This is a genomic window from Acinetobacter sp. BWR-L5, assembly GCF_039655985.1.
GTDB lineage: Bacteria > Pseudomonadota > Gammaproteobacteria > Pseudomonadales > Moraxellaceae > Acinetobacter > Acinetobacter johnsonii.
The window spans coordinates 26,383-40,393 of record NZ_JAGFEV010000004.1 but is presented as its reverse complement, the minus strand read 5'-3'; the positions used below and the strand labels follow the sequence as shown (position 1 = coordinate 40,393).

The window sequence follows — 14,011 nt, the reverse complement described above, 5'->3', positions numbered from 1 at the left end:
CGTGGCACGTCGACCGCATAGTTTTACTGAAGAAGACTTTGAATCTTTAGAAGGACGTGCAAGTAAAACTGAACAGAAAAAAGCCGTACAACGTATGGCATCTTTGGGTTCTCAACTTGCAGAGTTGAACACTAAACAAATTCAAAACTTACCTGTTGAAGAACGTTTGATTGAAGCCCTTTTGGATGTGAAACTGATTACATCAAATGAAGCTCGTCGTCGCCAATTTTTACGCATTGGGAAGTTGTTGCGTAATGAAGATGAAACGGTGATTTTGTCTTATTTGACACCGCAACAAGGCGCGAAAAAAACCGCTCAATTGCAGCGTTGGGTTGACCGTATGATCAAAGATGGTGATGTGGTCATTAATGAGTTTTCCAAAACCTATAATGCCGCGGAACGTCATACCATTCGTCAGCATGTATTGCGTATTCACCGTGATATGAAACAGCAGGCTGATGAAGAACAACTTAAAGCTTCGCGTTTGAAGTTGTTTAACTACATTCAGCAAGTGGCTTTAATTTCAGATAATTAAGTCATTTAGACATAAAAAAGCGACCTTCAAGGTCGCTTTTTTATGTGAGAATATTTGCTTGAATAGACTGCTGAATGTTTAGCTAAACTCGCCCGTTGCACGCTCTTTGGCCCAATCGCGTAGGACAAATTTCTGTAACTTGCCTGTCGACGTTTTTGGAATTTCTGTAATCACCACATCTTTCGGGACTTTAAAACGTGCCAGATGTTGCTTACAGAATTCAATGATTTCCTCAGGCGTAGTTTCTTTGCCTGCTTTGAGTTCAATAAATGCACAGGGCACTTCTTGCCAGCGAGGATCGGGCTTCGCGACCACCGCAGCCGTTAAAATAGCAGGATGTTGATAGAGAATTTCTTCAACTTCTAGTGATGAAATATTCTCACCTCCAGAAATGATCACATCTTTAGAGCGGTCAGTAATTTTGGCATAGCCATCGGGTTGGCAGACTGCAAGATCGCCTGTATGAAACCAACCACCTGCAAAGGCTTCTGCGGTCGCTTCAGGGTTTTTGAGATAACCTTTCATCACAATGTTGCCACGGAACATAATTTCGCCCATGGTCTGACCGTCATGCGGTACAGGTTGCATGGTATCTGGATCAAGGACTTTCATGCCATCTTGCAGTGGGTACGGTACACCTTGGCGTGAGTGCAGCTGCGCTTGTTCTTGAATTGATAAGTCAGACCAACCCGCTTGAGAGGCACAAAGCGCAGAAGGACCATAGGTTTCAGTGAGACCGTAGACATGGGTGACATTGATGCCAATATGACGCATGCCCTCAATAATTGCAGCAGGAGGCGCAGCACCTGCCACCATTACTTCGACGCGGTGTTCAAAGTGAACCCGTTGCTCTTCTGGAGTATTGATCAGCATTGATAACACAATCGGCGCACCGCAGAAATAATCGACTTTGTGTTCAGCGATGAGTTTGAAAATGAGTTCAGGGTCAATTTTACGTAAACAGATGTTGGTGCCCCCATTGGCTGCCATAGTCCATGCAAAGCACCAGCCGTTACAGTGAAACAGGGGGAGGGTCCACAAGTAGGTCGCACGAGGTGTCATGCCACAAGCAATGATGTTACTGGCTGCATTGATATAAGCCCCGCGGTGATGATAGACCACCCCTTTCGGGTTACCTGTCGTTCCCGAGGTGTAATTTAGGCTAATGGCATCCCATTCATCTTGAGGTAAATGCCACTCAAAGTTTTCATCGCCTTCGGTTAACCAGTCTTCATATTCAATCTGACCAATCGGAGCTGCAAAACAGTTTTCGTACTCAGCATCATCTACATCAATCACAAAAATGTCACGCTTGACCAAAGCCAAAGCTTCTTGTGCAACCGATGCAAACTCAGGATCGACCAAAAGGACTTTGGTTTCGGCATGTTCCAACATGAACGCAATGGTTTTTGCATCTAGGCGTGTATTCAGCGTATTTAGTACCGCACCTGTCATGGGTACTGCAAAATGTGCCTCAATCATTGCAGGGATGTTGGGCAATAGTACCGAGACGGTATCATTCTTAGTGATCCCCAGTTTTTGCAGCTGAGAAGCAAATTGGCGACAACGTTGATAAGTTTCACGCCATGAAATATGACGGTGTCCATGAATGATGGCATCTTGATGGGGATAAATATAGGCAGCTCGTTCTAAATAACGCAGCGGTGACAAAGCCACAAAGTTTGCGGGGGTTCTTGGTAGTTCGTCATAAGCGCTGACCATGTTTATCACTCCAAATTCAGTATTATTTTTCCATTGCTTAAAAGATATGCATTTTTCAGCCATCTTGCATTTATGCTTTAGTCGAGTTGCGCTTTTTAGATGAATTTATTGAACTTTTTTGTTTAGTTTATCTAAACTGAATCTATGGATTCTGTGCGATATAAGCGCTTTTAGGTCGATTCTAGCTTGTTTTGTGAGCAATATGTATATGCTTGTGTTGCAGCATTGTTCAATAAAAAGTGACCGATAAAGTCATTCTAAAATGTAGCGATGAGGATTGCGGCACATCAATTCCCTCATTTTAGTGATGCTGTCGGATTGGCAAATGAATTCAAAATGCGCCGAAACGTGAATTTTCTAGGGGAAAAGGTTTAATCCTGTGGATAACACGTGTAAAATTCGACTGATTTTATTTATCCACCGTTTTTATCTTTTGAGGTTTTACCTCGATCATAATCTCGCGGTGACATGCTCCATGGTACGGGGCATCACTCCTTAAGGATTTTTTATGCCAATTATCACTTTGCCAAATGGCGATCAAAAACAATTTGATCAAGCTGTATCTGTGATGGACGTTGCACTGAGCATCGGTCCGGGTCTTGCGAAAAATACAGTTGCAGGAAAAGTCGATGGTCGTTTAGTCGATGCATCTGACTTGATTACCACGGATGCCAGCCTTCAAATTATTACGCCTAAAGACGAAGAAGGTGTCGAAATCATTCGTCACTCTTGCGCTCACTTGGTGGGACATGCGGTGAAGCAATTGTTCCCTGAAGCGAAAATGGTGATTGGTCCTGTCATTGAAGATGGCTTCTATTACGATATTTTTAGCGCAAAGCCATTTACGCCAGAAGACATGGTAGCCATTGAAGAGCGCATGAAAAAGCTCATCGATCAAGACTATGATGTCATCAAAAAAATGACACCACGTGATGAGGTGATTGCAGAATTCACAGCGCGTGGTGAAGATTATAAATTACGCTTGATTGCAGACATGCCTGAAGAAACAGAAATGGGCTTGTACTACCATCAAGATTATTTGGATATGTGCCGTGGTCCACACGTGCCAAATACTAAATTTTTAAAAGCATTCAAGTTGACTAAAATGTCAGGCGCTTACTGGCGTGGCGATGCGAAGAATGAACAGTTACAACGTATTTATGGTACAGCGTGGGCAGACAAAAAACAGCTTGCAGCGTATATCAAACGTATTGAAGAAGCTGAAAAGCGTGACCATCGTAAAATTGGTAAAGCTTTAGATTTATTCCATATGCAAGAAGAAGCACCAGGTATGGTGTTCTGGCATCCAAATGGTTGGACCATTTATCAAGTACTTGAACAATACATGCGTAAAGTTCAGCAAGACAATGGCTACCTCGAAATTCGTACCCCGCAAGTGGTTGATTTCACGCTTTGGGAAAAATCAGGCCATGCTGCAAACTATGCAGATGGTATGTTCACGACACATTCAGAAAGCCGTAACTATGCAATTAAGCCGATGAACTGTCCTTGTCACGTACAAGTGTTCAACCAAGGTTTAAAGTCATACCGCGATTTGCCAATTCGTTTGGCTGAGTTCGGTTCGTGTCACCGGAACGAACCATCGGGTTCATTGCACGGCATTATGCGTGTTCGTGGCTTTACTCAAGATGATGCACACATTTTCTGTACCAAAGAGCAAATTGGTCAAGAAGTGGCTGACTTCATTCAACTGACTTTAGATGTGTATAAAGACTTCGGTTTCGAAGAAGTGCAAATGAAGTTGTCTACACGTCCAGAAAAACGTGTGGGTGATGATGCACTTTGGGATATGGCTGAAAAATCTTTAGCAGATGCTTTAGATGCTGCTGGTTTGGAGTGGGAACTTCAACCGGGTGAAGGCGCATTCTATGGTCCGAAAATTGAATTCTCACTGAAAGACTGCTTAGGCCGTGTATGGCAATGTGGTACAATCCAATGTGACTTCAATTTGCCAGAACGTTTAGATGCGTCATATGTCACTGAAGACAATGATCGTGATCAACCTGTTATGTTGCACCGTGCAATTCTTGGCAGTTTTGAACGTTTTATTGGTATACTAATCGAACACTATGCGGGCTTTATGCCACCTTGGTTAACACCAATCCAAGCATGCGTGATGAACATTACCGATTCACAAGCGGAAGCATGTGAGTCAGTCGTCGCTAAACTTAAAGAAAACGGTCTCCGTGCGATTTCAGACTTGAGAAATGAGAAAATCGGCTTTAAGATTCGTGAACGTACATTAGAGCGTATTCCTTACTTACTGGTACTTGGGGATCGTGAGGTAGAGGAAGGTACAGTGAACGTGCGTACCCGCTCAGGAACAAATTTGGGTACTATGTCAATCGACGCTTTCGTTGACCTAGTAAAAGCAGCCGTTGCCGAACGCGGCCGGTACATTGTGGAGTAACAGCGATTAAACAGCCTGACCGTAATCAACAGGGCGGTAACAAATCAAACCGTCCTGCTTTGAATGATGAAATTCGTGCGAAAGAAGTCCGTCTTGTAGACGAAAATGGTGAGCAAAAAGGTATTGTTAGCTTGGCAGAAGCATTACGCGCTGCTGAAAGTGTTGAGCTTGATCTTGTTGAGATCGTAGCAAACGCTGAACCGCCTGTTTGTAAAATCATGGACTTCAACAAGCATTTGTTTGATCTAAAGCAAAAGCAGAAAGAAGCGAAGAAAAAACAGCATCAAGTACAGGTGAAAGAAATCAAACTCCGCCCGGGTACTGATGTTGGTGATTACAACGTAAAACTACGTGCAATCACTAAGTTCCTTGAAGAAGGCAACAAAGTAAAAATTACTCTTCGTTTCCGTGGTCGTGAAATGGCGCACCAACAGCTTGGTTTGGCTCAACTTCAAAAAGTTGAAGCAGATGTGGCTGAAATTGGTGTTGTTGAGCAATCACCAAAAATGGAAGGTCGTCAAATGGGTATGTTGCTTGGTCCTAAAAAGAAAAAGTAATGATCCATTGATCTTAAAAAAAGCACTGCCTATGCAGTGCTTTTTTTATTTTGTTGATTGACTATGCCGTAGTATTTTCAGTTGTTAATTTCTTCTGTCTGATTGGAATTCGGCATGGTGCTTTTTCTTCTGGAACAATCCTTTGTAGTTGGATGGTGAGTAAACCATTTTCATAATTGGCCTCTTGTACTTCAATGTGTTCATCTAAACGTAAGGATAATTTAAATGAACGCTGTGTGATACCTTTATGCAAGAACTCAGCATGATTGTCTTTGGTCTGATCAGCATGTTGACCTGAAATATTAAGTACCTGATTCTCTAAGTCAATCGCGAGCTCATCTTGGTTAAAACCAGTCGCAGCTACGACAATGCGGTAGTGATCATCACCGACTTTTTCAATATTGTACGCAGGATAATGTGGTGCTTCACTGAGCATTGCATGATCAAACAAATCGTTTAAACGGTCAAAACCGATACTACGACGGAATAATGGCATTAAGCTTAAATTACTCATTGATAAAACCTCCATCATTAGGAAAAGTGATATAAATAAGCAACCTATGCGACTCAATTAGCATGGTTGTCACAGCAATAATCGGTGTGGATGTTTGCTGTACTTTTAATATTTGGATGCTCTGTGAAATTTCAAGATTAAAAAATAAGATTTTTTTAAAAATTCTCTTTGGTTGATAATTATTCTATTTATATGAAGCTAGTCATGCATATTTTAAGATTTCAATTTCAGTTTAACCTAATGTTTCTAGGCTGGAATCATGTTATAAACAGTATCAAACCTCGACAATATGAACTAAAACGAGAAAAGTAACAGGATAACCACATGATCGATTTGTACTATTGGGGAACACCCAACGGACATAAAATTAGCATCGCATTAGAAGAGATGGGTTTGGAGTATCAAGTCTTTCCCATCAATATTTTAGAAAATGATCAGTTTCAACCCGACTTTCTACGCATTTCACCCAACAATAAAATCCCTGCGATTGTGGATCAAGATGGTCCTAAAGGTGAAGCCATTTCTGTGTTTGAGTCAGGGGCGATTTTGCAGTATTTAGGGCGTAAAACAGGACAGTTTTACCCAAGCGATGAACAGTCTCGTGTTGAAGTTGAGCAGTGGTTGATGTGGCAAATGGGTGGTTTTGGTCCAATGCTTGGACAGAACCATCACTTCAGTAAATTTGCTCCCGAACGTATTGCATATGCAACTGAACGCTATGTCAATGAAACCAAGCGCTTGTATGCTGTACTAGACAAGCAGCTTTTTGGTCAAAACTATGTGGCTGGCGAGTACTCGATAGCGGATATGGCAATTTTTCCATGGATTTTGCGTTATGAGTGGCAGCAAATTGATATAAATGACTATCCAAATGTGAAGGCTTATATGGAGCGTATTCAAGCGCGTCCTGCAGTTCAGCGTGCGTTGGCGCTTCAAGTTAATTAGTTACAGAAGCGGTGACTTGAACTGTGTTAAGCTTAGTGCCTTCAAGGTATAAGCCATTCTTTAAAGCCACCGATGGGTGGCTTTTTTGTTGAAAGGTTGTTTGGACATCAGCGTAATGAAAAAAGAGTTTTTCCTCAATTTAACCCGTATTATTGAAGCGAATCCTAAAATCTATCTCAGTATTATTGTGGGGATTGCAGGATGTTTGGTGCTATTTGTAGCTGAAGCGGTACACATCCAAAAAATCATTGAACTGCTGAATACCAAAGATCAGGTGGTACTTCGAGCTGCAATTGAACCGATTGCTGATAAATATTCATGGTCGCGTTGGTCTTTGTTGATTCTGGCATTGATTTGGTCAAGTTTTGCTTATAGCTCAACCAAGAAAAAGTTGGGTTTAAAATCATAAAATGATGTGGGCCTTAGGACTGCTTTTCCTTTCTGCTTTTGGGGCGGCGACACTGCTACCGTTACAGTCAGAGGCAGTCTTGGTAGGATTGTTGGCTCAGATGCAGTATTCAGTGTGGTTATTGGTAGCTGTTGCCAGCCTAGGCAATATTTTAGGTAGCTGTGTGAATTGGTGGCTCGGTTTGAAAGTTGAGCAATACAAAAACAAAAAATGGTTTCCCATCTCAGAGCAAAAGATGTTGCAGGCGCAGGGTATTTATCAAAAATATGGTTTTTGGTCTTTATTACTCAGTTGGGTGCCCGTTATTGGTGATCCGATTACCCTCATTGCAGGATTACTCAAAGAAAACTTTGTTCGTTTTGTCGTGATGGTGAGTATTGCGAAAATCGGACGCTATCTTTTTGTGTATTGGATGTTTAGTCAGTTCTAATTATTTTCAGAGACCAACTGGCCACATGCTTATATTGGCTGAATGGGTTTAAAGTTTATATAGAGAGATGACACGAGTGAGTGAAAACTCGTGTCATGCTAAATTTTAACGACAAGCATTTAGATCGAATTCAATCGCATCTTTAAATTTAGATTTTTTATAGAGCCATAGTGTGCTTGCTGTGCGTTTAACACTGACTTTGCTATTTGCAACGGCTTGTAAAACCTGTTGATCAAGCGCGTAAATACCTGAACCTTTGGTGATTTTGGGCTTCTTGATGTTGCCGTGTTTATCGGCTTTAAAGCTAAATTTAATTTGACGGTCATGCTCATTTAACTGCGTAGAATCTAGCGCAAGCTTAGGTTGAGCCTGATATTGAAAAGGCACTTTTTGCTGCTGTTGTTGTGCAAGCCAATTCTTCGAGTCGAAGGTGTAGTTACATGCTTCGACATCATCTGGGGTCAAGTTTAAATTAAAAACTTGATAACCAATGACAGCTAAAGCGGTGTCGTCCTCCATAAAAGGTTTTACTTTGGCTTGAAGCACGGCATTTACCAGCTTTTCATCCAAAGCTTTGATTCCAGTTGTTTCTTGGACTGTCGCTTTGGTTACTTCACCTGTTTCATCTGCATACACACGAATAATCGCTGCACGGTTTTGTTGGTTTAAATCACTATTTTTATATTGGGGTTTGGGAAAATCTACCCATTGAATACGCGTAGTCAAATGCGCCGATTGAGCTGAACTTTTTTGAATGGTGAGTTCTAATGGGGGATGAGCTGCATGACTGAGATGAAAGGGCAGTGTAGATAATGCGAGCAAGAAGAGTGGTTTCATATGGTCGATTTCTTTTATAACGCATCCAGTGCGCATGACTTAAATAATTGTTGCGAGTATTTCCTGAATTAGAAAGACTCGCAAGTTATATTGTTAAATTAAAACTATTTTTGCTCGGCTTGGGTGATGTCTACACCAAATAAGTCTTTGGTTTTAGTCCAACTCAGTGCGACCACCAAGAGCGTCATGCTGCCGCCAAAAACCGTTGCAATCACAGGGCCTAAATATTTTGCTGCAAGACCTGACTCAAATGCCCCCAGTTCATTACTACTCGACACAAACATGCCATTTACTGCTGCAACACGGCCTCGCATATTCTCAGGAGGATAAATTTGTAAAATGGTCTGACGAATTACCACTGAAATACTGTCACATGCACCCGTCATCGCAAGAGCAAATAAAGATAGCCAGAGGTAGTTTGAGTAAGCGAACAATAAGGTGAATAGGCCAAAACCAGCAACAGCAAGCAGCATATTGCGCCATGTATGTCGGGTGGGCGGAAAACGTGTCAGCGCAATCATGGTAATGAGTGCACCAATCGATGGCGCTGCCCGTAAATAGCCCAATCCTTCGGGTCCAATTTTCAAAATATCTTCAGCAAAGTCGGGAGCAAAGCAATTACACCACCAAACAGTACCGAGACTAAGTCGAGTGAGATGGCCCAGAGGACGATTTTAGTTTTAGCAATAAAGCGAAAACCTTCACCTAAACTTTGTAGTACACGTTCCGTTTCAATTTTAGGAAAAGTGCGTTTGCTTAAAAGATTGACGAGTAAGAAGCACAGACTAAGCAGCACCGCCACACTGATTAAACTGGTTTCACGGCCTAAAAAGGCTAACATCAACCCACCGAGCATTGGCCCAATAATCACCCCGCTTTGCCAACCAATGGTGGTCCATGTGGCGCCATTGGCATAAAGTTCCCGAGGAATCAAAAAGGGTTTGAGTGATGTTGCAGATGGATTATAGAAACCTCGAATTATTCCTAAGCCAAAGATCACGGCATAGACACCCCATGACAGGGTGGAGAGTCCAATGTGCTTTAAGCCATAAGCATGAAATAACGCCCATAAAACCAAGGGTAGAGGAATGGCAAAGAATAAGCAGGTTTTCATGATGGTTTGCTTATTAAAGCGATCGGCAAAATAGCCGCCCCATAACGAGAGCGCAATAAAGGGGATTGCTTCTGCTAGACCAATCGAGCCTAGAGTGAGAGGATCTTTGGTAATTTTATACAAAGAATACGCCACAATAATTTCCTGAATCAAAATGGCAAGCGTCAGGCAAAATTGATTGAGTGTAACAATAGAAAAGTCTCGGTGTCGGAGTGCGGCAAAAGCATCCTGTGTAGCGTTCATAAAGGTACAGTATGGAATGGATATGGCATTATACGACTTGGACTAAACCACGGTTATAAATTCATCGCTTAAAGCTTATCGGGAAATAGACTAAGCTTGCTTTTATTGTTGATTATTTGCTTTTGTTTTAGACAAAGTTCGATTAGAATATTCGCTCCCTTACCTGCAGGTCGTTTTGCAATGGTGCAAACGTTCCGAACAGGTGTTCAAAAGAGGTTGTTATGCCTAAGATGAAAACTCGCCGTGGTGCAGCTAAGCGTTTTAAAGCTACTGCTAACGGTTTCAAGCGTAAACAAGCGTTCAAACGCCACATTTTGACCAAAAAATCTGCTAAGCGTATTCGTCAATTACGCGGCTGTGTAATGGTTCACGTGAGTGACGTTGCTTCAGTTCGTCGTATGTGCCCATACATCTAAGGAGATTATAAATGGCTCGTGTAAAACGTGGTGTACAGGCTCATCGCCGTCATAAAAAAATTCTTGCTCGTGCTAAAGGTTACTACGGCGCTCGTTCACGCGTATATCGCGTAGCGTTCCAAGCAGTAATCAAAGCGGGTCAATACGCTTACCGTGACCGTCGTCAGAAAAAACGTCAATTCCGTGCTCTATGGATTGCGCGTATTAATGCTGGTGCTCGTCTAAATGGTTTATCGTACAGTCGTATGATCGCTGGCTTGAAAAAAGCTCAAGTGATTATCGACCGTCGCGTACTTGCTGACATCGCTATGCATGACGCAGTTGCATTTGCTGCTTTAGCTTCTAAAGCTAAAGATGCATTAGCTGCATAAGTCTTTAAGACTTAAAAAAAGACCGCTTTTTAGCGGTCTTTTTTATTGTTAGGGTGCATGGCGTTTTTATAAAGTGCATATAAAAATGCAATCGTTAGTATAAAAGTATTTCCCCAAGATACGGAATAGAATGCCAAAGTCCACAATGCACAGTAACACCAAATGATGTGCCATAAAAATTTCATGATTTTGAATAAATTAAAAGAGCTTACAGCTACGCTCTTTGTTTCTACTTGATGTTCTATGTCTTTTAGGTGCGCGGTATTTTCTACTACATCATTAGATGTCGGAATTTGAACGGTGTTTTTTTCAATAGAAAAAGAAGAATCTTTTGTTGTTTCGGGAATATTGGACAAGTAATTGCAATTTTTAATGTCTGAAAACTGATATTGATTTGCACAGTGTTTAAAGATTAGTGGACGGAGTAGGGTCAGTTGATTATAGGCTGCTGAAAAAGTATCTCTTTCGTTACTATTCATTTGAACATAATCGGAATATTCATTTTTTGAATGTGATGCAGCGGAATATTGCTGTTCTAATAAAGATGTATTTTCTATCAAATTCGAAGCGTAATTTTTTCGAATAGTGAATGGAAATATCGGATACTGCTCTTTTATAGAATCATTGAATAAATCGCCGACATAGCAATTATTGATATCTAATGGAATTGGATAACTACCATATTGTTTTGCCATATCATTAAAATAAAGACGTGCTTCTGTGTCTTTAAAAAATGTATCCCAATCGATTGGCTTTAAGTCTTGTTCTATAGTAGAAATTGCTTGAGGGGATGGGTGGTGTAACGTGTATGCCTCTACATTTTGGTAATAATTGGAATAATCATAAAAATCTTTGTTTCCATATTCATCAAAACTTTGCCATGTTGGTTTTTCCTCGCTAAGGATTAAAACTTTATATTCATTATGAGGATAATGCACAACAATACAAAAACTTTCTTCATCGGTTGAAAAATAAAAAATTGAATAGTCATTGAGTTCCATATGCAAGTCTTGAGCAACATGTAAACTCAGTTTTATGGCTCCGGATTCTTGTAGTCTACTTAAGAGATGTGAAGCAGAACCGCATACAAGCGTACCGTATTTAGTATCACGTAATATTGGAAAATGGTTGAATAATAATGGATGTCTATCTAGGATCTCTGTATCAACGGCACCATTTAAATATTCATTTCCATAGCTTACAAAAGCAATTTAGCGATAAGCTCTATTTAGATACACTTTTTAATTCCGATAACTATATTTTACTAATTGAATAAATACTAAAAATTATTGTTTTGTCGGTGCAGAGAATATCGGTGTTTACGTTTTTAGGCTATTACTTTAATTGTAATTTTATTGATAATAATGTTTTAGGTATTGAAACTTCTAGATATAGTTTTTAACTCTTTTCGAGTCTTGGGTAGATGGTTATGAAAAAAATTAATGTTGTAGGAACCTCTGCCACGGGAAAATCTACATTTTCCAGAGCTTTGGCCGAAAAGTTAGATTTGCATTATATCGAGTTGGATAATTTGTTTTGGTTAGACGACTGGCAAGAATGTCCCGATGAGGTGTTCTTTGCCAAGATTGAGTCAGAAGTACAAAAGGCGACACAGGGCTATGTAATCGATGGAAACTATACCCGTGCCATTCCTGTGAAATGGGCGGAAATTGATACTGTCATTTGGTTGGACTTACCGTTTCCAGTCAACCTTTACCGTTCTGTGAAGCGTGCGGTTCAGCGGGCATGGGCGCAACAGGATTTATGGGAAAACTCGAATAATCGGGAAAGCTTGCTGCGGATGTTTGGTCGGGACTCGATTATTTGGTGGATGATCAAAACACATGCTAAAAACCGACAGAAATACTTAAAAATGATGCAGATGCCTGAATATCAACATATACAGTGGATTCATTTAAAGACACCAAAACAGGTGAGTCGTTTTTTAGACCAGTTGGCTGTTGAAAAGCATAACGTTTAAATTAAAAAGCTCAGTGCCTACTCAGCGATTAAGGTGAACCGTTAAGTTTTAGTTACATAAATCTGCTTTAATCTCAAAGGTGGCCGATGCCTAATAAATAAAAAGATTAAAAAGAAAAGGAGTAGGATATGCTTGCAGAAATTACTGGGATGGGACAGGGAAGTATCACGGTGGAATTACAAATGATTCCTAGAAAAGGTGAGTCAGTCAAAATTATGTATGGACCTGATGCGGAGCTAGAGGGCGAGGTTGTTTCGGTTAATCATTATATTAATCAACATGCCAATCAGCATAAGGTACAAATCAAAATCCGGCCCTTCAATCTTCTAATTACCGCCTGAAGAAGTTGAGCCCGTAAAAAAGCGCTCTTTGAGAGGAGCGCTTTGATATCTCGCTAATAACTTATAAGCCAAAATAATAGCCAACTACGCAGATCAAAATCGTAATTATGATTAAAGCAAACACCCCAGTTTTCCCCGATTTATGGTGTATTTCATGAGGCTTGCTCTCTATCGCACTTAATTTAGGTGTTGGATGATTACGTGCATCCAGTGGTGTTGTCGTATCTTTGGGTGTGAGCTGCGCGGTTTGATAGTGATTGGCCACTTTCACAATGAACTTGGTACTTAAATCATCAATCTTCTGCTCAAAATGACGTAGATTCAATTGCTCATCTGGCGTGAGCACTTGGCCTTCTGCATTGTAAGGATGTTGAATCTTAGTCTGGATCAATGTTGATAGTGCATCTAAACGATACAGCGTTTGGTGTGCATAATCAGCAACGTAGTCTGTTGGTAAAAGAGCGAGACGGTGGACTGCATCTGAGGCATCTTGTTGTCCATAGTAAGGTAAGTTCACCGACTCAGGCTCTACTAAACCTTGTGCAAATGGCGCACTAAACAGTTCTTGTTCGGTAAAGTTTTCGATTTCATCCCATTTCGGCGTTTGTAAATCCGATTCAATGCGTTTGCTGAGCTTGTGATTCAGTTCAAAACGCCATAAATTTTCGCTACGGATTGAACTTTGTTGTGCTTTTGGAATTATAAAATCGTGTTCAGCGCTGTACCACTCAGCTAGTTCTTTGCCAAAAATCCAAGCTGTTTTTTGCTGTGCTTGATGGCTCACAATAATATGTGGTGTCGCGAGGAGTTCAACATTTGGGTTAGGGTTCTTTTCATCTGCTAGCAATGTTGAGCTATGCAGACTGAGCTGTTTGACCCCTTGTTTTTTTAAGGCTTCAAGCCAAACCTGAAAATGCTGAGCCAGTAAATGTTGGCTATTCAGATCACGAAACTGAAAGCAATGTCGGTCAAAAATGGCATGTTCTAACCAACGTTGGAAACTTAGGTTGTGGCGTAAATATTCATTGCCATAAGTAACTAAAGTAAGTTGTTGTTGCCAAATAGGATCAAGCGACATCGTTTGTTGTTCTCTTCTGTGATGACACTATCTTAACCTGTTTATAAAACCATGTACTAAACAAATTTTCCTGATCGTAGAGCTTCA

The 14,011-nt window shown here is 40.8% G+C and carries 15 protein-coding genes and 1 pseudogene; 10 read left to right on the top strand and 6 right to left on the bottom strand.

Features of this window, described 5'->3' with window-relative positions; translation table 11 throughout:
• Window position 1: 1 nt before the first annotated feature.
• A complete protein-coding gene (gene yjgA / locus JZ787_RS08105) occupies window positions 2-535 on the top strand; it encodes a ribosome biogenesis factor YjgA (protein ID WP_005400753.1) in 534 nt (177 codons plus the stop codon).
• 78 nt (window positions 536-613) lie between these two features.
• Here the strand turns inward: yjgA and JZ787_RS08100 are convergent, their stop codons facing one another.
• Window positions 614-2,257: an acyl-CoA synthetase gene (locus tag JZ787_RS08100; protein ID WP_087527523.1), complete on the bottom strand. Its 1,644-nt coding sequence runs from the start codon at window positions 2,255-2,257 to the stop codon at window positions 614-616.
• A gap of 508 nt (window positions 2,258-2,765) precedes the next feature.
• Here JZ787_RS08100 and thrS point away from each other — a divergent pair.
• A complete protein-coding gene (gene thrS, locus JZ787_RS08095; RefSeq protein WP_004692292.1) occupies window positions 2,766-4,688 on the top strand; it encodes a threonine--tRNA ligase in 1,923 nt (640 codons plus the stop codon).
• Between the two features lie 5 nt (window positions 4,689-4,693).
• Window positions 4,694-5,245 carry a translation initiation factor IF-3 gene (infC, locus tag JZ787_RS08090; RefSeq protein WP_050796974.1) on the top strand — a complete coding sequence of 184 codons (552 nt, stop codon included), beginning with the start codon at window positions 4,694-4,696 and terminating at the stop codon, window positions 5,243-5,245.
• Window positions 5,246-5,306: 61 nt separating this feature from the next.
• On the opposite strand, the gene JZ787_RS08085 is transcribed toward infC, so the two are convergent.
• Entirely contained in the window at window positions 5,307-5,759 is a 453-nt protein-coding gene (locus JZ787_RS08085; RefSeq protein ID WP_346312083.1) for an Hsp20 family protein, read from the bottom strand.
• Between the two features lie 324 nt (window positions 5,760-6,083).
• On the opposite strand from JZ787_RS08085, the gene JZ787_RS08080 reads away from it, so the two are divergent.
• The 3 genes from JZ787_RS08080 (at window position 6,084) to JZ787_RS08070 (ending at window position 7,543) form a co-directional block, all read left to right on the top strand.
• Window positions 6,084-6,704, top strand: coding sequence for a glutathione binding-like protein (locus tag JZ787_RS08080; protein ID WP_205667120.1), 621 nt, complete (start codon window positions 6,084-6,086; stop codon window positions 6,702-6,704).
• A 115-nt stretch (window positions 6,705-6,819) separates the two neighbouring features.
• A complete protein-coding gene (locus JZ787_RS08075) occupies window positions 6,820-7,113 on the top strand; it encodes a hypothetical protein (RefSeq protein ID WP_114836810.1) in 294 nt (97 codons plus the stop codon).
• A gap of 1 nt (window position 7,114) precedes the next feature.
• Window positions 7,115-7,543, top strand: coding sequence for a YqaA family protein (locus tag JZ787_RS08070; RefSeq protein WP_346312082.1), 429 nt, complete (start codon window positions 7,115-7,117; stop codon window positions 7,541-7,543).
• Window positions 7,544-7,648: 105 nt separating this feature from the next.
• Here the strand turns inward: JZ787_RS08070 and JZ787_RS08065 are convergent, their stop codons facing one another.
• Entirely contained in the window at window positions 7,649-8,380 is a 732-nt protein-coding gene (locus JZ787_RS08065; RefSeq protein ID WP_346312081.1) for a TonB C-terminal domain-containing protein, read from the bottom strand.
• A gap of 104 nt (window positions 8,381-8,484) precedes the next feature.
• Window positions 8,485-9,737 (bottom strand): annotated as a pseudogene (locus JZ787_RS08060) (MFS transporter).
• A gap of 221 nt (window positions 9,738-9,958) precedes the next feature.
• On the opposite strand from JZ787_RS08060, the gene rpmI reads away from it, so the two are divergent.
• Window positions 9,959-10,153 (top strand): 50S ribosomal protein L35, encoded by a 195-nt coding sequence (gene rpmI / locus JZ787_RS08055; RefSeq protein WP_004278281.1) that lies wholly within the window; start codon window positions 9,959-9,961, stop codon window positions 10,151-10,153.
• A gap of 11 nt (window positions 10,154-10,164) precedes the next feature.
• Complete coding sequence (gene rplT, locus JZ787_RS08050) at window positions 10,165-10,524, top strand: 50S ribosomal protein L20 (RefSeq protein ID WP_004692276.1); 360 nt, start codon at window positions 10,165-10,167, stop codon at window positions 10,522-10,524.
• 29 nt (window positions 10,525-10,553) lie between these two features.
• Here the strand turns inward: rplT and JZ787_RS08045 are convergent, their stop codons facing one another.
• Entirely contained in the window at window positions 10,554-11,525 is a 972-nt protein-coding gene (locus JZ787_RS08045) for a hypothetical protein (RefSeq protein WP_346312080.1), read from the bottom strand.
• A 428-nt stretch (window positions 11,526-11,953) separates the two neighbouring features.
• On the opposite strand from JZ787_RS08045, the gene JZ787_RS08040 reads away from it, so the two are divergent.
• Complete coding sequence (locus tag JZ787_RS08040; protein ID WP_078426674.1) at window positions 11,954-12,505, top strand: adenylate kinase; 552 nt, start codon at window positions 11,954-11,956, stop codon at window positions 12,503-12,505.
• 128 nt (window positions 12,506-12,633) lie between these two features.
• Window positions 12,634-12,846, top strand: a complete 213-nt coding sequence (locus JZ787_RS08035; RefSeq protein WP_004692273.1) for a hypothetical protein — start codon at window positions 12,634-12,636, stop codon at window positions 12,844-12,846.
• Window positions 12,847-12,907: 61 nt separating this feature from the next.
• Here JZ787_RS08035 and JZ787_RS08030 read toward each other — a convergent pair whose 3' ends face one another.
• The gene (locus JZ787_RS08030; protein WP_346312079.1) at window positions 12,908-13,924 is read right to left on the bottom strand and encodes a hypothetical protein; all 1,017 of its coding nucleotides are present in this window, start codon (window positions 13,922-13,924) and stop codon (window positions 12,908-12,910) included.
• Between the last annotated feature and the right edge of the window lie 87 nt (window positions 13,925-14,011).